The organism is Mycobacterium sp. SMC-21, assembly GCF_045310825.1.
Classification (GTDB): Bacteria; Actinomycetota; Actinomycetes; order Mycobacteriales; family Mycobacteriaceae; genus Mycobacterium.
On sequence record NZ_JBJIAO010000004.1, the window covers coordinates 60,507 to 80,802 of the forward strand.

Annotated in this window: 17 protein-coding genes; 6 read left to right on the plus strand and 11 right to left on the minus strand. The window is 67.7% G+C overall.

Annotation, left to right across the window (positions count from 1 at the left end; translation table 11 throughout):
* Window positions 1–43 precede the first annotated feature (43 nt).
* Window positions 44–2,926, plus strand: coding sequence for a leucine--tRNA ligase (gene leuS / locus ACJH6H_RS05845; RefSeq protein ID WP_406774433.1), 2,883 nt, complete (start codon window positions 44–46; stop codon window positions 2,924–2,926).
* Between the two features lie 63 nt (window positions 2,927–2,989).
* On the opposite strand, the gene ACJH6H_RS05850 is transcribed toward leuS, so the two are convergent.
* Window positions 2,990–3,655, minus strand: a complete 666-nt coding sequence (locus tag ACJH6H_RS05850) for an SDR family oxidoreductase (protein ID WP_133428085.1) — start codon at window positions 3,653–3,655, stop codon at window positions 2,990–2,992.
* Between the two features lie 54 nt (window positions 3,656–3,709).
* Between ACJH6H_RS05850 and ACJH6H_RS05855 the strand changes: the two genes are divergently transcribed.
* Window positions 3,710–5,050 (plus strand): amylo-alpha-1,6-glucosidase, encoded by a 1,341-nt coding sequence (locus tag ACJH6H_RS05855; RefSeq protein ID WP_061006195.1) that lies wholly within the window; start codon window positions 3,710–3,712, stop codon window positions 5,048–5,050.
* Window positions 5,051–5,060: 10 nt separating this feature from the next.
* On the opposite strand, the gene ACJH6H_RS05860 is transcribed toward ACJH6H_RS05855, so the two are convergent.
* From ACJH6H_RS05860 to ACJH6H_RS05905, 10 genes are all read right to left on the minus strand, one after another.
* Window positions 5,061–5,525 (minus strand): MarR family transcriptional regulator, encoded by a 465-nt coding sequence (locus ACJH6H_RS05860; protein ID WP_346416636.1) that lies wholly within the window; start codon window positions 5,523–5,525, stop codon window positions 5,061–5,063.
* Between the two features lie 40 nt (window positions 5,526–5,565).
* Window positions 5,566–6,303 (minus strand): amino acid ABC transporter ATP-binding protein, encoded by a 738-nt coding sequence (locus tag ACJH6H_RS05865; protein WP_406774434.1) that lies wholly within the window; start codon window positions 6,301–6,303, stop codon window positions 5,566–5,568.
* On the minus strand, window positions 6,300–8,048 hold the full coding sequence (locus ACJH6H_RS05870; RefSeq protein WP_406774516.1) for an ABC transporter substrate-binding protein/permease: 1,749 nt from the start codon (window positions 8,046–8,048) through the stop codon (window positions 6,300–6,302). Before ACJH6H_RS05870 ends, ACJH6H_RS05865 begins: the two co-directional genes overlap by 4 nt.
* Window positions 8,049–8,138: 90 nt before the next feature.
* Window positions 8,139–8,921, minus strand: a complete 783-nt coding sequence (locus ACJH6H_RS05875) for an LLM class F420-dependent oxidoreductase (RefSeq protein ID WP_406774435.1) — start codon at window positions 8,919–8,921, stop codon at window positions 8,139–8,141.
* A gap of 9 nt (window positions 8,922–8,930) precedes the next feature.
* Complete coding sequence (locus ACJH6H_RS05880; RefSeq protein ID WP_406774436.1) at window positions 8,931–9,845, minus strand: alpha/beta fold hydrolase; 915 nt, start codon at window positions 9,843–9,845, stop codon at window positions 8,931–8,933.
* Between the two features lie 21 nt (window positions 9,846–9,866).
* On the minus strand, window positions 9,867–11,438 hold the full coding sequence (ahpF, locus tag ACJH6H_RS05885) for an alkyl hydroperoxide reductase subunit F (RefSeq protein ID WP_406774437.1): 1,572 nt from the start codon (window positions 11,436–11,438) through the stop codon (window positions 9,867–9,869).
* A 129-nt stretch (window positions 11,439–11,567) separates the two neighbouring features.
* A complete protein-coding gene (gene ahpC, locus ACJH6H_RS05890) occupies window positions 11,568–12,131 on the minus strand; it encodes an alkyl hydroperoxide reductase subunit C (protein WP_061006190.1) in 564 nt (187 codons plus the stop codon).
* Window positions 12,132–12,316: 185 nt separating this feature from the next.
* Window positions 12,317–13,405: an inositol-3-phosphate synthase gene (locus ACJH6H_RS05895; protein WP_061006189.1), complete on the minus strand. Its 1,089-nt coding sequence runs from the start codon at window positions 13,403–13,405 to the stop codon at window positions 12,317–12,319.
* A 54-nt stretch (window positions 13,406–13,459) separates the two neighbouring features.
* Window positions 13,460–14,032, minus strand: coding sequence for a PadR family transcriptional regulator (locus tag ACJH6H_RS05900; protein ID WP_061006188.1), 573 nt, complete (start codon window positions 14,030–14,032; stop codon window positions 13,460–13,462).
* A 166-nt stretch (window positions 14,033–14,198) separates the two neighbouring features.
* Window positions 14,199–15,053 carry a DUF1707 domain-containing protein gene (locus ACJH6H_RS05905; protein WP_061006187.1) on the minus strand — a complete coding sequence of 285 codons (855 nt, stop codon included), beginning with the start codon at window positions 15,051–15,053 and terminating at the stop codon, window positions 14,199–14,201.
* A gap of 131 nt (window positions 15,054–15,184) precedes the next feature.
* On the opposite strand from ACJH6H_RS05905, the gene ACJH6H_RS05910 reads away from it, so the two are divergent.
* From ACJH6H_RS05910 to ACJH6H_RS05925, 4 genes are read left to right on the plus strand one after another with little or no spacing between them, the layout of a single operon-like run.
* Window positions 15,185–15,616 (plus strand): DUF5318 domain-containing protein, encoded by a 432-nt coding sequence (locus ACJH6H_RS05910; RefSeq protein WP_061006186.1) that lies wholly within the window; start codon window positions 15,185–15,187, stop codon window positions 15,614–15,616.
* Window positions 15,617–15,620: 4 nt separating this feature from the next.
* Window positions 15,621–18,089: a transglycosylase domain-containing protein gene (locus ACJH6H_RS05915; protein ID WP_406774438.1), complete on the plus strand. Its 2,469-nt coding sequence runs from the start codon at window positions 15,621–15,623 to the stop codon at window positions 18,087–18,089.
* Entirely contained in the window at window positions 18,086–19,735 is a 1,650-nt protein-coding gene (locus tag ACJH6H_RS05920) for a glycosyltransferase family 87 protein (protein WP_406774439.1), read from the plus strand. Before ACJH6H_RS05915 ends, ACJH6H_RS05920 begins: the two co-directional genes overlap by 4 nt.
* Before the next feature lie 40 nt (window positions 19,736–19,775).
* Window positions 19,776–20,240 (plus strand): SRPBCC family protein, encoded by a 465-nt coding sequence (locus ACJH6H_RS05925; RefSeq protein ID WP_346416644.1) that lies wholly within the window; start codon window positions 19,776–19,778, stop codon window positions 20,238–20,240.
* The last annotated feature ends 56 nt before the right edge of the window (window positions 20,241–20,296 follow it).

Here is a 20,296-nt window from a genome sequence, read left to right on the forward strand (position 1 = left end):
GCGTGATGCAGGTCGCGCCGGGGGTGTTGACTACCCTGTGCACGTGAGCGATTCCCCGAATGCGCAGGCAGGCGTGCGTCCCGAGGCGGCCGTGGCCGTTGACGCCGACAGCCCGCAGCACCGTTACACGGCCGAACTGGCCGGCCGCATCGAGGCCGACTGGCAGCAGGTGTGGACGGACCGCGGCACCTTCAACGTGCCGAACCCCGTCGGCTCGCTCGCGCCCACCGACGGCTCGCCGGTGCCGGCCGACAAGATGTTCGTGCAGGACATGTTCCCGTACCCCTCGGGCGACGGCCTGCACGTCGGGCACCCGCTCGGCTACATCGCGACCGATGTATACGCCCGCTACTTCCGCATGACAGGCCGCAACGTCCTGCACGCCCTGGGCTTCGACGCCTTCGGTCTGCCCGCCGAGCAGTACGCGGTCCAGACGGGCACGCACCCGCGCACCCGGACCGAGGCCAACATCGTCAACTTCCGGCGGCAGCTGGGCCGGCTGGGACTGGGCCACGACTCGCGCCGCAGTTTCGCCACCACCGACACCGACTTCTACAAGTGGACGCAGTGGATCTTCCTGCAGATCTACAACGCCTGGTTCGACGTAGCGCAGCAGAAGGCCCGGCCCATCGCCGAACTGATCGCCGAATTCGATTCCGGGGCACGGACTCTCGACGACGGACGGGACTGGTCCGCGCTGACGGCCGCCGAACGGGCCGAGGTCGTCGACGCGCATCGCCTGGTCTACCGCTCAGACTCGATGGTCAACTGGTGCCCGGGTCTGGGCACCGTGCTGGCCAACGAGGAGGTCACCTCCGACGGCCGCAGCGAACGCGGCAACTTCCCGGTGTTCCGGAAGCGGTTGCGGCAGTGGATGATGCGCATCACCGCGTACTCCGACCGGCTGCTCGAGGACCTGGACGTGCTGGACTGGCCCGACAAGGTCAAGGCCATGCAGCGCAACTGGATCGGCCGGTCCGTCGGTGCCGAGGTGCTGTTCTCCGCCGGGGACGCCGACATCGAGGTCTTCACCACCCGCCCCGACACTCTGTTCGGAGCCACCTATCTGGTGCTGGCCCCCGAGCATGACCTGGTGGATTCGCTGCTGACCGGTTCGTGGCCCGCCGGCGTCGACGAGCGGTGGACCTACGGTGCGGCCACGCCGGCCGAGGCGGTCGCCGCCTACCGCGCCGCCATCGCCGCGAAGTCCGACCTGGAGCGCCAGGAGAACAAGACCAAGACCGGTGTCTTCACCGGCGCCTACGCCACCAATCCGGTGAACGGACAGCAGGTTCCGATCTTCATTGCCGACTACGTGCTGGCCGGCTACGGCACCGGCGCCATCATGGCGGTGCCCGGCCACGACCAGCGCGACTGGGAGTTCGCGACTGCGTTCGGTCTGCCCATCGTGGAAGTCATTGCCGGTGGCGATCTTTCGGAGTCCGCGTACACGGGCGACGGCGCAGTGGTCAATTCCGACTACCTCGACGGCCTCAACGTCGCCGACGCCAAGGCCGCCGTCACCGAGAAGCTGATCGCGGACGGCCGCGGCCAGGCCCGCGTCGAATTCAAGCTGCGCGATTGGCTTTTCGCACGCCAGCGGTACTGGGGCGAGCCGTTCCCGATCGTCTACGACGCCGACGGCCAGGCCCACCCGCTGCCGGATTCAGCGCTGCCCGTGGAACTTCCGGACGTGCCCGACTACTCGCCGGTGCTGTTCGACCCGGACAACGCCGACAGCGAGCCGTCGCCGCCGCTGAACAAGGCCACCGAGTGGGTGCACGTCGACCTCGATCTCGGTGACGGGCTCAAGTCCTACACCCGCGACACCAACGTCATGCCGCAGTGGGCCGGCAGCTCCTGGTACGAGCTGCGCTACGCCGACCCGCACAACCCGGAAGCGTTCTGCGCCAAGGAGAACGAGGCCTACTGGATGGGCCCGCGGCCCGAGATCCACGGCGCCGGCGATCCGGGTGGCGTCGACCTCTACGTCGGCGGCGTCGAGCATGCGGTGCTGCACCTGCTGTACTCGCGGTTCTGGCACAAGGTGCTGTTCGACCTCGGCCACGTGTCGTCGCGCGAGCCGTACCGCCGCCTGGTGAACCAGGGCTACATCCAGGCGTTCGCCTACACCGACGCCCGCGGTAGCTACGTGCCGGCGGCGGAAGTCGTTGAACGCGAAGGCAAGTTCTTCTGGACCGGCCCGGACGGCGAGATCGAGGTCAACCAGGAGTTCGGCAAGATCGGCAAGAGCCTGAAGAACTCCGTCTCGCCCGACGAGATCTGCGAGGAATACGGCGCCGACACCCTGCGCGTCTACGAGATGTCGATGGGCCCGCTGGAGGCGTCGCGGCCGTGGGCGACCAAGGACGTCGTCGGCGCGCACCGGTTCCTGCAGCGCGTGTGGCGCGTCGTCGTCGACGAAACCACGGGTGAGCCAAGGGTTTCCGACGATGCGGTGTCCGAGGAGACGCTCAAGCAGCTGCACAAGACCATCGCCGGCGTGAACGAGGACTACGCCGCGCTGCGCAACAACACCGCGGCCGCCAAGCTCATCGAGTACACCAACCACCTCACCAAGGAGGGCGTGACCGCGCGCGCCGCGGTCGAGCCGCTGGTGCTGATGGTCGCGCCGCTGGCGCCGCACCTGGCCGAGGAACTGTGGCGCCGTCTCGGCAGCGCGAAGTCGCTGGCGCACGGCCCGTTCCCGGTCGCCGACGAGCGCTACCTGGTCGACGACACCGTCGAGTACCCGGTCCAGGTCAACGGCAAGGTGCGCGGCAAGATCGTCGTCGCTGCCGATGCCGACAAGGCCACGCTGGAAGCCGCGGCCCTCGCCGACGAGAAGGTGCAGGCCTTCCTGGCCGGGGCCACACCCAAGAAGGTCATCGTCGTCCCCGGCCGACTGGTCAACATCGTCGCCTGACCTGGGATTTGTGCACGATTTTCCGCGCCGACCGCGGAAAATCGTGCACAAATCCCTCGGGAATCAGCGGGGGCGGATGATCACCTCGTGCTGGTGGGCGTCGTCGGGGGTCGCCACGACCTGGGCGATCACCTGGGCGACGGTCGAGGGCTTGAGGAAGCGCTCCGGCTTGTATTCGCCGCCTTCATAGGCCACCAGGTTCCACTGCATGTCGGTGTCGATCCGGCCGGGGTAGACCGTCGTCACCCGCAGTGCCGGTTCGTCGGCGCGAAGGGCATCGGCGAAGCCCCGCAGCGCGAACTTGCTGGCCGTGTACGACGCCAGCCCGGGGGACGGGCTGCGGCCGGCACCGGAGTTGACGAAGATCACCTGACCCCGGGCCGCCCGCAGGGCCGGCAGCAGCGGCAGGGTAAGCCCCACGGCGCCAAGCACATTGACTTCCATGGTGGCCCGCCACTCCTCGATGGAGGATTCGCCGACCCGGCCCGGGTATGCCACGCCGGCATTGTGGATCAGTACGTCGAGTTCCACGATCGGCTCGATCGTCGCCGCGACGCCGTCGTAGTCGGTGAGGTCCATGGGCCACGTCGTCGCGCCCAGTCGCTCGGCCACGGCGTCGAGTTCGGCCGTCGGCCGGCCCGCCAGGAACAGCGTGTGGGTCGGCGCGAGGGCCTCGGCGATGGCCATTCCGAGGCCCCGGGAAGCGCCGGTGATCATTGCGGTCGGCATGGCGTGAGCCTACCGATCAGCGAATCCCCGGGCGGCGACGCACAATAGACAGCGATGCCACCCGACCACAGCTTCGCGCCCACCCAGCTCTCGGCCCGCGCCGCCTACCTGCTGCGCGGTAATGACCTGGGCGTCATGACGACGGCCGCGCCGTTGCTGTATCCGCACATGTGGAGCTGGGATGCCGCGTTCGTATCGATCGGCCTGGCGTCGCTGACGGTCGAGCGTGCCGTGGTCGAGCTGGATACGCTCCTGTCGGCGCAGTGGGCCAACGGCATGATCCCGCACATCGTGTTCGCCAACGGCGTCGACGGCTATTTCCCGGGGCCGGCCCGGTGGGAGACGTCGAGCCTGGCCGTCAACGCGCCGCGCAACCGGGACACCTCCGGTATCACCCAGCCGCCAGTGCATGCCATTGCGGTGCAACGGATTCTGGACCACGCCCGTACCCGCGGGCGCTCGACCCGGGTGGTCGCCGAGGCCTTCCTGGATCGCCGGTGGGACGACCTGGTGCGCTGGCACCGCTGGCTGGCCGAGGCCCGCGACCCGCAGGAGCACGGCCGGGTGACGCTGTACCACGGCTGGGAGTCCGGCATGGACAACTCACCGCGCTGGGACAGCGCGTACGCCAACGTGGTTCCGGGTGCGGTGCCCGAGTACCAGCGCGAGGACAACGCGATCATCACCGACACCAGCCAGCGGCCGTCCGATGTCGAGTACGACCGCTACCTGTGGCTGCTGGAGGAGATGAAGTCCGTCCGGTACGACGACGCGCTGCTGCCGAAGGTGCTGAGCTTCCAGGTCGAGGACGTGTTCGTCTCGGCCATCCTGTCGGTGGCGTGCACGGTGCTGGCCGAGATCGGCGAGGACTACAAGCGGCCGAATTCCGATGTGCGCGAACTCTATTCGTGGGCCGAGCGGTTCCGGCAAGGCGTGGTGGCGACCACCGACGAGCGCACCGGCGCGGCGCGGGACTTCGATCTGCGGGCCGGCAAGTGGATTCCGAGTGAGACCGTGGCGCAGTTCGCGCCGCTGCTCTGCGGCGGTCTGCCGCACGACCGCGAACGGGCGCTGCTGCGCCTGCTGGAGGGACCGCGGTTCTGCGCCCACCCGGACCTCAAGTACCCGCTGATCCCGTCGACGTCACCGGTGTCCCGTGACTTCCGGCCGCGCGAATACTGGCGCGGCCCGGTGTGGCCGGTGATGACGTGGCTGTTCTCGTGGTGTTTCGCCCGCCGCGGCTGGTCCGAGCGCGCGTCGATTCTGCGCCGGGAAGGCTTGCGGCAGGCCAGCGACGGCACATTCGCCGAATACTACGAACCCTTCACCGGGGAACCGCTCGGCAGCATGCAGCAGTCGTGGACCGCCGCTGCCGTACTCGACTGGCTGGGCTGACCCGACAGACCTAGTCGTCGTTGCTGGTGGCCAGCTTCTCCAGCGGCGCAAGGGCCTTGGAGATGTTGTCGATGTCCTCGGGGGTCAGGTTGGCCATCATCGCGATGAGCACCTGACGACGGGCCTCGAGGGCTTCGCGGTGCTGCACCAGTCCGCGCGGCGTGACGTTCACCAGGACGGCGCGCAGATCGGAAGGGTCGCGCGACCGCTTGACCAGTCCCAGCTTCTCCAACCGGCGGATCGCCACCGTGGTGGTGGGCGTGCGGACCCGTTCGTGCGCGGCCAACTCCGTCATCCGGATGGGGCCGCGATCCAGCAGCGTCAGCAGGATGGACAGCTGCGCCAGGGTCAGATCGGCGCCGGCTTCGGCGTCCTTCGGGATCTCGACGCGTCGGCGCATCACGTTGAACAGCTTGGAGAGGACCTGTTGCAGGTCTCCTGCAAGGTCCGCGACCTGCGGCTCCGTCGACGACATAGTTCGATAGTCTAACGTGTATGCCGGATGCTGGTCGGCATTAGACAACCTGCGCCAGAAATTGACGTAAACGTTGAGTTTCGGCGGATTCGAAGATCTGCTCGGGGGTTCCGGTCTCGATCACCCGGCCGTCATCCATGAAGACCACCGAATCTGCCGCTGACCGGGCAAAACCCATCTCATGGGTGACGACCACCATGGTCATGCCGTCTGCCCCGAGTTCGCTGATGAGGGCCAGGATGCCCTTGACCAATTCGGGATCCAGCGCCGACGTGGCCTCGTCGAAGAACATCACCTGCGGGCTCATGGCCAGCGCGCGGGCGATCGCGACACGTTGCTGTTGCCCGCCGGACAGGGTTGCCGGGCGCACGTCGGCCTTGTGTTTGAGCCCGACGCGGTCCAGCAGTTGCAGCCCGAGTTCGCGGGCCGCGGCGCCGTCCAGTCCCTTCAGTTTCCGCGGTCCCAGCGTGACGTTCTCCAGTACCGTGCGGTGCGGGAAGAGGTTGAAATGCTGGAAGACCATCCCGATCCGCTGACGCAGCTGATCTGGGTTGTCCTTCAGCACCGACCGCCCGTCGAGCAGGATGTCGCCACGATCCGGCTCGTACAACCGGTTCAGGGTGCGCAGCAGCGTCGACTTGCCCGAGCCCGACGGCCCGATGACCGCTGTCGTGGTGCCGGCCGGGACGTCCAGGTCGACGCCGCGCAACACCGTGTTGGCATCGAACGACAGGTGAATATCGTTGGCGGCCAAGGAAACTGCCTGCGGCGTGGTCATATGATCTCCTGGGTCGCGATCTCGGCTGCGACGGGCTTGCCCTTGCTGAGTCGCCGGTCGATGTAGTTGACCAGATGGGTCAGCGGAACGGTCAGGGCCAGATAGAACAGCCCGGCGGCGACCAGGGGAGACAGGTTCCCCGTCTGCGCGTTGAGGTCGCGGCCGACCTGGAACAGCTCGCGTTGGCTGGCGATCAACCCGAGGAAGTACACCAGCGACGACGCCTTCAGCAGCGAGATGAACTGGTTCATCAGCGCCGGCAGCACCCGTCGTACGCCCTGCGGCACCACCACCAGGCGCATCGACGCCGGATAGCCGAAGCCCAGCGCGCGTGAGGCCTCGAGTTGGCCGGCGTCGACACTCTGGATACCGGAGCGCAGAATCTCACCGATGTAGGCGCCCGCCATCAGGCCCAGCGCGGCAATTCCCAAGGGGTACGGGTTGTTTCCCGTCAGCGAGCCGACGACCGGCCCGATACCCAACCCGATGACCAGGATGATCACCACTTCGGGCAGGCCGCGGAAGATGTCGGTGTACACCCGGGCCGGCCAGCGCAGCCAGCGGGACCGGGAGATACCGGCGATGGCCAGCGCCATGCCGATGATCAGACCGATGACGCTGGCGCTGACGGTCAGGATCAGCGTGTTCGGCAGGCCGGTCTTGAACAGGTCGGGGATGGCCTGCCGGTACAGATGCCAGTCCAGGAACGCGTCTTTCAGTTGGGACAGCGTCGATTTGGGTGCGGGACCGGCTGACGGGGCCGCCGACGCGTGCGATGCGGCGATGGCGTTGAAGTCGGGCAGCTGCGGCGCCGGTGCGGCCTTGGATCCGGGCTTCCAGCCCGGCGGCAGCGCCCGGGGGACCCAGTCGGCATAGAGCCGCGCCCAGGTGCCGTCGGCGATCACCGCGTCCAGCCCGGCGTTGAGCGCGTCGATCAGCGGCTTGTTCTCCTTGGCGACCGCGTAGGCCACGAAGTTGTCCAGACTGAAGGTGTTTTCGACGATGCGTGCCGGATCGCCCGGTTGCACGGTGCCGGAGGCCTGCTGCGACGGCGCCACCCAGGCGTCGATCTGCCGGGTCTTGATGTTGGCGTACACCGTGGCGTAGTCCGGGAACTTCACCGGTTCCAGGTGCAGGGTGTCGACGACGTAGGCCTCCTGCACGGTGCCCTGCACGACGCCGATGCGCTGCCCGGCCTTCAGTGCACCGAATCCGTTGATGGCCGATCCGGTCGGCACGACGAGCGAAAAGTAGCCGAAGTCATAGCCGTTGGTGAACCCGACGGTGCGCCGCCGGGCGTCGGTGGTGGTGATCGATGACGACCCGACGTCGAAGCGCCGGGAGGCGACCTGGGCCAGCAGGCCCGCGAAATCGGTGCCGACGAAGTTGACGCGTAGGCCGATCTTCGCGGCGATCGCCCGCAGCAGCTCGTTGTCGAACCCGGTGAACTGGCCGCTGGAGTTGATACAGATGCTCGGCGGGGCGTCCGACAGCGTGCCGACAGTCAGCACACCCGGCGTGCCCAGCCCCAAGGACTCCGGGCGCACCGTCGAAAGTGGTTGGGTACCAGGTGTCGTGTACTTGTCGGTGCCGTCGCCTTTGGCGGCGGTGGACAGGTTGGTGGGCAGGGCGCTGGCGCTCTGCTCGCCGGGTGGCGCGCACTGATCCGTGGTGGCGCGGGCCGGTACGCCCACGCTCAGCGAGCCGACCAGGAGTGCCACCAGTATCGCTACCGTCGCACGCAGGAAAGAGGTCACGCAGGTCAACCTAGCCGGTACCCGGCCGAATGCCCCGGCTTCAGCTCGCCGGGAATTCATCCGGCCGGACAGTCACCGCTACTGGCTGTCGCGCCACCGGCACAGCTTCTCGGCGTCGCCCAGGTCGTAGTCGGGCCCGTTGACGCCCACCGTCAGCAACGAAACACCCAGCGCGGTAAGCGCTTCGGCGTTGGCGATGAGGCCGTCGCCGCTGTTGTCGACGCCGGCCGACCGGACGATGGTGCTCGGGTCGCGGCCGACGTCGGCGCAATGCCGGTCCAGGACGGCGGCCTTCTCCGGGTAGGTCGACGCCGTGGTGAAGCTGTGCCACATCTGCGCGTACTGCGCGACGAGCTTGAGCGTCTTGCGCTCGCCCTGCCCGCCGATCAGGATCGGGATGTCGCGCACGGGCTGAGGGTTCAGCTTGCCCAGCCGCGCGATGATGCGCGGCATGGCCGCCGCCAGGTCGTCGAGTCGGCTTCCGGCCGTGCCGAATTCGTAGCCGTACTCGTCGTAGTCCTTCTCTTTCCAGCCCGAACCGATGCCCAGGATCAGCCGCCCGTCGGAGATGTTGTCGACCGTCCGGGCCATGTCCGCCAGCAGTTCCGGATTGCGGTACGAGTTACAGGTGACCAGCGCGCCGATCTCGATGCGCGACGTCTGCTCGGCCCAGGCGCCCAGCATGGTCCAGCATTCGTAGTGCGCGCCGTCGGGGTCGCCGTACAGCGGGAAGAAGTGGTCCCAGTTGAAGGCGACGTCGACGCCGAGGTCCTCGGCGCGGCGGACGGCGTCGCGCATCAGGCCGTAGGTGGGGGAGTGTTGGGGCTGCAGCTGAACCCCGATGCGAATGGGAAGGGTCATGCCCCCACGCTAACCGCCGAGCACGCCCCGCAGGATATCGACGAGCGCGGCGGGCTGGTCGCCCTGCACGGAATGCCCGGAATCCGGGACCACGTGGGTCCGCTGGAAACCTGGCGCACCGGCGGCGAAGGCGGCGGCATCGTCGTCGTGGACGAAGTACGACTTGGCACCGCGCACCAGCGTCGTCGGCATGGTGATCGACGGGACGTCGTCCCACAGCCCGACAAAGCCGTCGCCGACGCGGAGCGCGTCGTACCGCCAGGTCCAGGTGCCGTCGTCGAGTTGCGTGGCGTTGTGAAACACGCCGCGTCGCAACGAGTTCCGGCTGCGGTGCGGTGACGCCGCCACGGTGACGTCGAGCATCGCCTGGAAACTCGGGAAGCTCCGCTCACCCTTGACCAGGGCCACCGCGCCCAGCTGCGCCTGCGTCATCTGCTCATGCCGCTCCGGTGCCGACGGCGTGACGTCGACCAGCACCAGCTCGGGCACCAGGGCGGGTTCTGTCGCCGCGATCCGCAGCGCCGTCAGCCCGCCCAGGGACATGCCGACGACCAGCCGGGCTTCGGGGGCGTGCGCCCGAATCACCGGCGCCACTGTCGCGGCGTTGAGCTTCGGGCCGTAGTCCCCGTCCTCGCGCCACGCCGACCGCCCGTGCCCGGGCAGGTCGATGGCCAGCGCCGGCACGCCGAGGCCGAGGATCACGGTGTCCCAGGTGTGGGCGTTCTGCCCACCGCCGTGCAGGAACACCACCTCGGGTGCCGCGACGCCCCACTTCAGCATGCTGATCGGGCCGTCGTCGATCCGCGCCACCGTCGGCAGCGGACCGTCGGCGCCGATCTGCTCGGCGTTCTCGTGCAGCAGCCCGAACTCGTCGAACGTCAGCAGGTCGTCGTCAGAAATCTCCTGGGCCACGTCTTCGGACACTACGCCCGAGCCGTGGAGCGCTCAGCTGCCGACCGGGGCGGTGGTCCGGATCAGGTGATCGAACGCCGAGAGTGCCGCGGTGGCACCGGCTCCGGCGGCGATGACGATCTGCTTGAACGGCACCGTCGTGCAGTCGCCGGCGGCGAACACGCCGGGGACGGACGTCTGGCCGCGCTCGTCGATCACGATCTCGCCGCGCTTGGACAGCTCGACGCTGCCCTCGAGCCACTCGGTGTTGGGCAGCAGCCCGATCTGGACGAAGACGCCCTGCAGGTCGAGGTTGTGCGACTCGCCGGTGGTCCGGTCCTGGTAGGTCAGGCCGGTGACCTGGTCCCCGTCGCCGAGGACCTCGGTGGTCAGCGTGCTCAGCAGGATGTCGACGTTCGGCAGGCTGCGCAGCTTGCGCTGCAGCACCTCGTCGGCGCGCAGCACCGAGTCGAACTCGATGAGCGTCACGTGGGAGACGACGCCGGCGAGGTCGATCGCGGCCTCCACGCCGGAGTTGCCGCCGCCGACGACTGCGACACGCTTGCCCTTGAACAGCGGTCCGTCGCAGTGCGGGCAGTAGGTGACGCCCTTGTTGCGGTACTCGGCCTCACCCGGCACGTCCATCGCGCGCCAGCGGGCGCCGGTCGCGAGGATGACGGTGCGCGCGGTCAGCGAGGCGCCGCTCTCCAGCGCGATCTCGACGAGGCCGCCCTCGTCGAGCGCGGGCAGCAGCTTGGCGCCGCGCTGCGTCTTCATGACGTCGACGTCGTACTCACCGACATGGGCTTCCAGCGCCGCGGCGTACTTCGGTCCCTCGGTGTGCGGGACGGAGATGTAGTTCTCGATGGCCATGGTGTCGAGCACCTGACCGCCGAAGCGCTCGGCGACCACACCGGTGCGAATTCCCTTGCGGGCGGCGTAGATCGCGGCCGCGGCGCCGGCAGGACCGCCGCCGACCACCAGCACGTCGAAGGGGTCCTTCTCGGCGATGGCCTCGGCGGTGCGCTGCGCTGCGCCGGTGTCGACCTTGCCGATGATCTGCTCGAGCGTCATGCGGCCCGAGTCGAACACCTCACCGCCCAGGAAGACGGTGGGAACGGCGAGCACCTTGCGCTGTTCGACCTCGTCCTTGAACAGCGCACCGTCGATGGCGACGTGGCTGATGCGCGGGTTGAGGATCGCCATCAGGTTCAGGGCCTGCACCACGTCGGGGCAGTTCTGGCAGGACAGCGAGAAGTAGGTCTCGAAGTGCAGGTCGGCATCGAGGCCCTGCACCTGCTCGAGCAGCTCGGGGGCTTCCTTCGAGGGGTAGCCACCGACCTGCAGCAGCGCCAGGGCCAGCGAGGAGAACTCGTGGCCGAGGGGGATGCCGGCGAACCGCACCTCGACGTCGGTGCCGGTGCGGCGGATGGCGAACGACGGCCGGCGGGCGTCGTCGTCGGTGCGCGTGTAGGTGATCTTGTCCGACATCGCCGCGATCTCGGTGAGCAGTTCGGCGAGCTCGGCGGACTTGGGACCGTCATCGAGGGAGGACACCAGCTCGATCGGCACGGTCAGCCGCTCCAGCAGGGACTTCAATTGGCCGGCGAGTGAGGTGTCGAGCATGCGGATCAACTCCATCGAGGATAGGAATGGCTGGGCCGTTGCGGCCCGAAAGATGTTGGGGTGAAGCAGTTCTGGTGAGCGGTACGGGCCCGGGTGGACCAGGCCCGTACCGTCATCAGCAGTGCGGAACTAGATCTTGCCGACGAGTTCCAGCGACGGGGCCAGGGTCTCTTCGCCCTCTTCCCACTTGGCCGGGCAGACCTCGCCCGGGTGGTTGCGCACGTACTGGGCGGCCTTGACCTTGCGGACCAGTTCGGCGGCGTTGCGGCCGATGCCCTCGGCGGTGACCTCGGTGAACTGGACGACGCCGTCGGGGTCGACCAGGAACGTGCCGCGGTCGGCCAGGCCCTGGTCCTCACGCAGCACCTCGAAGTTGGTGCTGATCTGCAGGGTCGGGTCGCCGATCATGGCGTACTGGATCTTGCCGATGGTGTCGGACGAGTCGTGCCACGCCTTGTGGGTGAAGTGGGTGTCGGTGGACACCGAGAACACCTCGACACCGAGGCGCTGCAGCTCCTCGTAGTGGTCGGCGAGGTCGCCGAGCTCGGTCGGGCACACGAAGGTGAAGTCGGCCGGGTAGAAGAAGAAGATGGCCCACTTGCCCTTGATGTCGGCGTCCGACACGGGGATGAAGGTGCCGTTCTTGTATGCGGTCGCGGTGAAGGGCTTGATCTGCTTGTTGATCAGGGCCACGAGAACCTCTCTTCGGGTTTATCGGATGTCTGTTACGAGTCCCCACACTAGTCGCTTTTTCTGGACTCGATCCAGTTTGAAGGCGAGTTGTGGTCAGTCTCACAAACCCGGGCCGGCGGTTCCGATGCCCCAAACGCCAAGTGGGCGACCAGGTTTCACCTGGCCGCCCACTCTGACGTCGATATTTACCCCTCGATGAAGGTTTCCAGCTGCTGGCGGGCGAGGTCGTCGGCGACCTGCACCGGCGGGCTCTTCATCAGGTAGGCCGAGGCCGGCAGGATCGGGCCACCGAGGCCACGGTCCTTGGCGATCTTGGCGGCGCGCACGGCGTCGATGATGATGCCGGCCGAGTTGGGGGAGTCCCACACCTCGAGCTTGTACTCCAGGTTCAGCGGCACGTCACCGAAGGCGCGGCCCTCGAGGCGCACGTACGCCCACTTGCGGTCGTCGAGCCACGCGACGTAGTCCGACGGGCCGATGTGCACGTTCTTGTCGTAGACCTTGTCGGCCAGCGAGCCGGTCAGGTTCGAGGTGACGGCCTGCGTCTTCGAGACCTTCTTGGACTCCAGGCGCTCGCGCTCGAGCATGTTCTTGAAGTCCATGTTGCCGCCGACGTTCAGCTGGTAGGTGCGGTCCAGCGTGACGCCGCGGTCCTCGAACAGCTTGGCCATCACGCGGTGGGTGATGGTGGCGCCGACCTGGCTCTTGATGTCGTCACCGACGATCGGCACACCGGCGTCCTCGAACTTCTTGGCCCACACCGGGTCCGACGCGATGAACACCGGCAGGGCGTTGACGAACGCGACCTTGGCGTCGATGGCGCACTGGGCGTAGAACTTGTCGGCCTCTTCGGAACCGACGGGCAGGTAGGAGACCAGGACGTCGACCTTCGCGTCCTTGAGGGCCTTGACCACGTCGACGGGCTCGGCGTCGGAAACCTCGATGGTGTCGGCGTAGTACTTGCCGATGCCGTCCAGGGTCGGGCCGCGCTGCACGATGACGTCGGTCGGCGGCACGTCGGCGATCTTGATGGTGTTGTTCTCGGAGGCGCCGATGGCCTCGGACAGGTCGAAGCCGACCTTCTTGGCGTCCACGTCGAACGCGGCGACGAACTTCACGTCGCGCACGTGGTACTGCCCGAACTTGACGTGCATCAGGCCCGGGACGGTCGAACTCTCGTCGGCGTCCTGGTAGTACTGCACGCCCTGGACGAGCGACGCCGCGCAGTTGCCTACGCCGACGATTGCGACGCGAACCTCGTTCGACTCAGACATGTGACGGTCTCCTTTTCCTACTCTTTCAGTGCATTCACCCGGGGGCGCGTGCGCTCAGGTTTGGTCGGCGTGGCCTTGTGACGGCGGCACCGTCGGTCCGGCAGTTGCCACGCGCTCGGCAGCAATCAGCTCGTTGAGCCATTTCACTTCGCGCTCACTGGACTCGAGCCCGAGCTGATGCAGCTGCCGGGTGTAGCGGTCGAGTGAACTGCTGGCCCGTGCGATCGCCTCGCGCAGACCTTCGCGACGTTCCTCGACCTGACGGCGCCGACCTTCCAGGATTCGCATCCTGGCCTCGGCGGGAGTCCGGTTGAAGAACGCCAAGTGCACACCGAATCCGTCATCGGTGTAGTTCTGGGGGCCGGTGTCGGCGACGAGTTCGGTGAACCGTTGCTTACCGGTGTCGGTGAGTTGGTAGACGCGACGCGCGCGACGCACCTTCGTCGAACCGAGCGGTGCCGCGTCTTCGACGATCAGGCCGTCGGCCTGCATGCGACGCAGCGCCGGGTACAACGAGCCGTACGAGAAGGCCCGGAACGCACCGAGCAGTCCGGTAAGCCGTTTGCGCAGCTCATAGCCGTGCATGGGGGACTCCAGCAGAAGCCCCAGGATGGCCAGCTCCAGCACAGTGTCACCTCCCGACCTGAATTGACGGCATCGCATATTGAGCGCTAGGACGCTTCAACACCTCGCGCCATAGTATCGCGCCGATATATACGCGGCCAATCGACGTCGCATACGGAGATGAACGGTGCTCGATGCGGCCGTCAACATCGGCCGAACACGGGGCGAATCAGCCGGGGTAGTTGATGCGCTTCGTATTGCCTTCGGGATCCAGTTCGATGTAGCCGCTGTTGTTGAACTTCCCGGACACATAGATCGAGATCGCGACGGTGTCCGGCGGGGCGGTGGTGTCCTTGCTGGCCTTGAAGATCAGGTAGACGGTGTTGATCTCGTTGCGCTTGATACCGAGCGTCTCCGGCGCGCCGTGCAGGATTCCGGTGATCTTCTCGAAGTTGAACTTGCCGAGGTCGACGACGCGTTCGTCACTGCTCACCGACGTGGTGTCGGGGTCGTCCCAGCCGCCGCGGTAGTCGTACCGCAGCACGCTGCGGGGTTCGCCCGGGTCGGGGCGCTCGAGGATGGCGTAGTCCGGGTAGATGGTCAGCTCATAGCCGGTGGTGTCGCCGAACTTCTTCTTCATCTGGGTGAACAGCCCGGTCAGCCCGCCGAGCGACTGCAGCTGGCGCGGCGGGGTGAGCACCACGGGAGTGACGCCGTCGGGCTTGGCGCCCGGGTCTTCGGCGGCGGTCAGTGGGGACTGGCCGGGCGCGGCGTAGAAGCCCCAGCCGATGGCGATACCGACCACGAGCATCACCGCGGCGCCGGCGGCCAGGATGCCCCAGCCGGTCGACCGCACCGCGCGGCCCGCGCCGGTCTTCAACGGCGGCAGCTTCACCGACGAGTTCGCGGTCTGCAGATCGCTTACCAGCGACCGCAGTTCGCCGAGAGTGACGGCCCGGGTCGCTGCCGCGACGCGCTGCCGGTGCTCCTCGGCGGACAGCTGGCCGTCGGCCAGTGCCGTGTCGAGAATCTGGCAGGTGTCGTTGCGGTCGCTGTCTTTCGCCCGGGTCGCTGCGGTGGCCACGGGGAAAGAGTAAAGGTCAGAGGCATGCCGTGGTGACCGTGGCCACAAGGCGGTCACCAGTGTGGCTACAACCCGGCTACATGCGCGCCATCACGCATCGGCCTTCAGGTGCCCGACGTACTCTGGTCAACGTGCGATTGCAGCGGCAGGTGGTCGACTATGCGCTCCGGCGCAGGTCGCTGCTGGCCGAGGTCTACTCGGGCCGGACCGGTGTCACCGAGGTGTGTGACGCCAACCCCTACCTGCTGCGCGCAGCAAAATTTCATGGTCGTACCAGTTCGGTGATGTGCCCGATCTGCCGGAAAGAACCGCTGACATTGGTGTCGTGGGTCTTCGGTGATCATCTCGGAGCGGTGTCGGGTTCGGCCCGCAGCACCGAAGAGCTCGCCCTGCTGGCGGCCAAATTCGACGAATTCGCGGTTCACGTGGTGGAGGTATGCCGCACTTGCAGTTGGAATCATTTGGTCAAGTCATATGTATTGGGAACGCCGAGTCCCCCGAAGGCGGCGAAGCCTCGCGGCACCCGGGCGGCGCGCTCGAAAGCGCGCACCGCCAGTGAGTGACGGAATGAGCGGGGCTGGGCGCCACAGCCGATCGGACAACGACGCGACCAGAGGAGCGGGCGCCGGCGCACCGCAAGGACGCCCCGGACCCGTGCCGCCGGACGACCGGCGCACCATGATCCTGCCGCCCGTCGGCAAGGCCGACGATGCGCGGCTGCGGGATCCGATCGACGTCGTGAAGGCCGCGCTCGACGGCACCAAGCGCCCGGGCCAGCCCCCGGTCGGCGCCGGCGCGGGGATGAACCCGCCGCCGAAGTCGCCCCCGCCGCCACCCCCGCGGACCGGCGGTGGCAGTGGTGGCAAGTCCGGCGGGCCGCAGCTGCCGCAGTTCAAGTGGAACTGGAAGGTGTTCCGCCGGCTCTGCTACGCGGGCGCCGTGGTGCTGCTGGTGCTGCCGATCGTCACGTTCGCGATGGCGTACCTCATCGTCGACATCCCCAAGCCGGGCGACATCCGGACCAACCAGGTGTCGACCATCCTGGCTAGTGACGGCAGCGAGCTCGCGAAGTTCGTGCCGCCGGAAGGCAATCGGGTCGACGTCAACATCGACCAGATCCCGGTGCACGTCCGCAACGCGGTGATGGCTGCCGAGGACCGGGACTTCTACACCAACCCGGGCTTCTCGTTCTCCGGCTTCGCGCGGGCGTTCAAGAACAACATCTTCGGTGGTGACCTGCAGGGCGGGTCGACCATCACGCAGCAGTACGTGAAGAACGCGTTGGTCGGTGACGCCCGCTCCGGTATGGGCGGCCTGGTCCGCAAGGCCAAGGAACTGGTGATCGCCACCAAGATGTCGCGGCAGTGGTCGAAAGACGAAGTGCTGCAGGCGTACCTCAACATCATCTATTTCGGCCGTGGCACCTATGGCATCGGCGCGGCGTCGAAGGCGTACTTCGGCAAACCGGTCGAGCAGCTCGACGTGGCCGAGGGCGCACTGCTCGCGGCACTGATCCAGCGGCCGTCGACCCTGGACCCGGCCGTCGACCCGGAGGGCGCCGCCGAGCGCTGGAACTGGGTGCTCGACGGCATGGTGACCATGGGCGCGTTGTCGAAGGAGGACCGCGCCCAGCAGAAGTTCCCGGCCACGGTGCCGCCGGAGCAGGCGCGGCAGGCGAACCAGACCGAAGGCCCCAACGGACTGATCCAGCGGCAGGTGATGAAGGAGCTGCAGAGCATCTTCAACATCAACGAGCAGGCGCTGAACACCGAGGGGCTGCAGGTCACCACGACCATCGACCCGAAGGCGCAATCGGCGGCCGAGGACGCGGTATCGAAGTACCTGGACGGCCAGGCCGATGACATGCGCGCGGCGGTGGTGTCGGTCGACCCGCACACCGGTGGCATCAAGGCCTACTACGGCGGCTCCGACGCCAACGGCTTCGACTTCGCGCAGGCCGGTCTGCCGACAGGTTCGTCGTTCAAGGTCTTCGCGTTGGTGGCGGCCCTCGAGCAGGGCATCGGGCTGGGTTACCAGATCGACAGTTCGCCGGTGACGGTCAACGGCATCAACATCACCAACGTCGAGGGCGAGGGCTGCGGCACCTGCAGCATCGCCGAGGCGCTCAAGCGGTCGCTCAACACCAGCTATTACCGGTTGATGCTCAAGCTCAAGCACGGCGCGCAGGATGTCGCCGACGCCGCGCACAAGGCCGGTGTCGCCGACAGCTTCCCGGGCGTCGAGCACACGCTGTCCGAGGACGGCAAGGGCGGCCCGCCCAACAACGGCGTCGTGCTGGGTCAGTACCAGAGCCGTGCGCTGGACATGGCGTCCGCGTACGCGACGCTGGCGGCGTCCGGCGAGTACCACAAGCCGCACTTCGTGCAGAAGGTCGTCAACGGCGACGGGCAGGTGCTGTTCGACGCGACATCCCAGGACAACTCGGGTGAGCAGCGGATCCCGAAGGCCGTCGCCGACAACGTGACCTCGGCGATGCAGCCCATCGCCGGCTACTCGCGCGGCCACAACCTGGCCGGCGGTCGTCCGTCCGCGTCGAAGACGGGCACCGTGCAGCTCGGTGACACGGGCGCCAACCGCGACGCGTGGATGGTCGGCTACACGCCGTCGCTGTCCACCGCGGTGTGGGTCGGTACGACGGCCGGGACGCAGCCGCTGGTGAACAAGGGCGGCGGGCCGGTGTACGGCTCGGGGCTGCCGTCGGACATCTGGAAATCCACGATGGACGGCGCGCTGAAGGGCACCGACAACGAGTCGTTCCCGAAGCCGACGGCCATCGGCGGCTACGCGGGTGTGCCGCAGGCACCGGTGATCAAGCCCCCGGCGCCCGATGACCCGCAGGCGCCCATGCCGGGCGCGCCGTCGGAGACCGTGGTCCAGCCGACGCTCGTCATCGCGCCGGGCATCACGATCCCGTTCGGGCCGCCGACCACGATGCAGGTTGCCCCGCACCAGGATGCGCCCCCGCCTCCGGCCGGTGGTGACCCGAACCAGCCTGGCCCCCCGCCGCCGCCGTGACGGTCGACGAACCAGACGAGTCCGGCGTCCCGACGGTCTCGCCGGCCCGCTTGGCCCGGGACCTGCGCAGCGCCGACGATCGCGACCTGCCCAGCCGGACCGACGTCATGGGTGCGGCGCTGTCCGGGGTCGTCGGCGGGCCGGTGGGCCGGCACGCCATGATCGGCCGAGCGCTGTTCCTCACGCCGTTCCGGGTGATGCTGATCATCGCGCTGGTCTTCCTCGGGCTGGGCTACACCACCAAGGCGCCGTGCCTGGTGACAACCGGCACCGGCACCGCCGATCAGCGGGTTGCCAACTGGCAGAACCAACGCGCTTATTACGAGTTCTGCTACTCGGACACCGTGCCGCTGTACACCGCGGAGCTGCTGAACCTGGGCAAGTTCCCGTACAAGTCCAGCTGGATCGAGACCGACAGCACCCAGAAGCCGCGCGTTCAGTACGACGGCACCCGCGCGATCCGCTACATGGAGTATCCGGTGCTGACCGGCATGTACCAGTACGCGGCGATGTCGGTGGCCAAGACCTACACGGCGCTGTCCAAGCTGGTCCGGATGCCGGTGGTCGCCGAGGTGATCATGTTCTTCAACGTCTCGGCGTTCGGGCTCGCGCTGGCGTGGATGGCCACCGTCTGGGCGACCATGCTCATGTCCGGCCGGCGCCCGTGGGACGCCGCGGTGGTCGCCGGGTCGCCGATCCTGATCTTCCAGGCGTTCACCAACTTCGACGCCCTCGCGACCGCATGCGCGGCCGGCGCCATGCTGGCCTGGTCCCGCCGAAAACCGGTGGTGACCGGCCTGCTCATCGGCGTCGGGGTGGCGCTGAAGCTGTATCCGTTGCTGCTGCTGATCCCGCTGGCGATGCTGGCGGTGCGGACCGGCAAGTGGCGGCCGGTGGCCAAGACCGCGATCACCGCGTTGGTCACGTGGATCGCGGTGAACCTGCCGATCATGGTGATGTTCCCGCGCGGCTGGTCGGAGTTCTTCCGGCTCAACACCCGCCGCGGTGACGACATGGATTCGCTCTACAACGTCGTGAAGTCCTTCACCGGCTGGGGCGGTTTCGACACCAACCTCGGATTCTGGGAACCGCCGACGGTACTCAACACCGTCACGGCGGTGCTGTTCGTCTTGTGTTGTGCGGCAATCGCTTACGTCGCGTGGACGGCGCCGCAGCGGCCGCGACTGGCGCAGCTGGCGTTCCTCGTCGTCGCGGCGTTCCTGCTGACCAACAAGGTGTGGAGCCCGCAGTACTCGCTGTGGCTGGTGCCGTTGGCCGCGCTGGCGCTGCCGCATCGTCGAATCCTGTTGGCGTGGATGACCATCGACGCGCTGATCTGGATTCCGCGGATGCTGTACCTCTATGGCGATCCCAAACTCGGACTGCCCGAACAGTTCTTCACCACGACGGTGTTGCTGCGCGACATCGCGGTGATCGGCCTGTGCGCATTGGTTGTTCGCGCCATCTACCGACCCGAGATGGATCTGGTCCGCTGGGGCGGACGCGTGGACGATCCGTCGGGCGGCGTGTTCGACGAGGCCGGCGACAATTCGCCGCGCTGGTTGCCCGCCCGGTTGCGGCCCCGTCCGATCGCCGTCGACGAGCCCGATCCGGACCCCGAACCGGAGCTGGCGCCGACGGCATAAATGGGCTGCGTTCCGTCGCGCGCGGTGGCAGGGTCGAGACGTGACCGATCTGACCTTTTCTGACTCCGTCGTCGTCGACACCGATCCCGAGACGCTCTACGCCCTGGTCTCCGATGTGACCAACATGGGTAAGTGGAGCCCGCAGTGCAAAGAGTGCTGGTGGGAGGACGAAGACGGCGGCCCGGTGGCCGGCGCCTGGTTCAATGGCCGCAACGAAACCGCCGATCGGACCTGGGAGACCCGTAGCCAGGTGGTCGTCGCCGAGCCCGGCCGCGAGTTCTTCTGGGAGGTCAACGGCGGCTGGGTGCGCTGGGGCTTCACCCTCGATCCCGTCGACGGTGGCACCCGACTGACGCAGTCGTGGGAGTTCCTGCCGGCCGGTATCGAGGGCTTCCACGGGCGCTGGGGCGACGATGCCGAAGCCCAGATCGCACTCCGCTCGAAGTATGCGAAGGAAGGCATCCCGGTGACACTCGCGGCGATCAAGAAGACGGCCGAGGCCTAGGTTTCGCGGCCGCCGGGGCTGCCGCCGCGAGCGTGCACACCGGGGCTGCCGCCGCG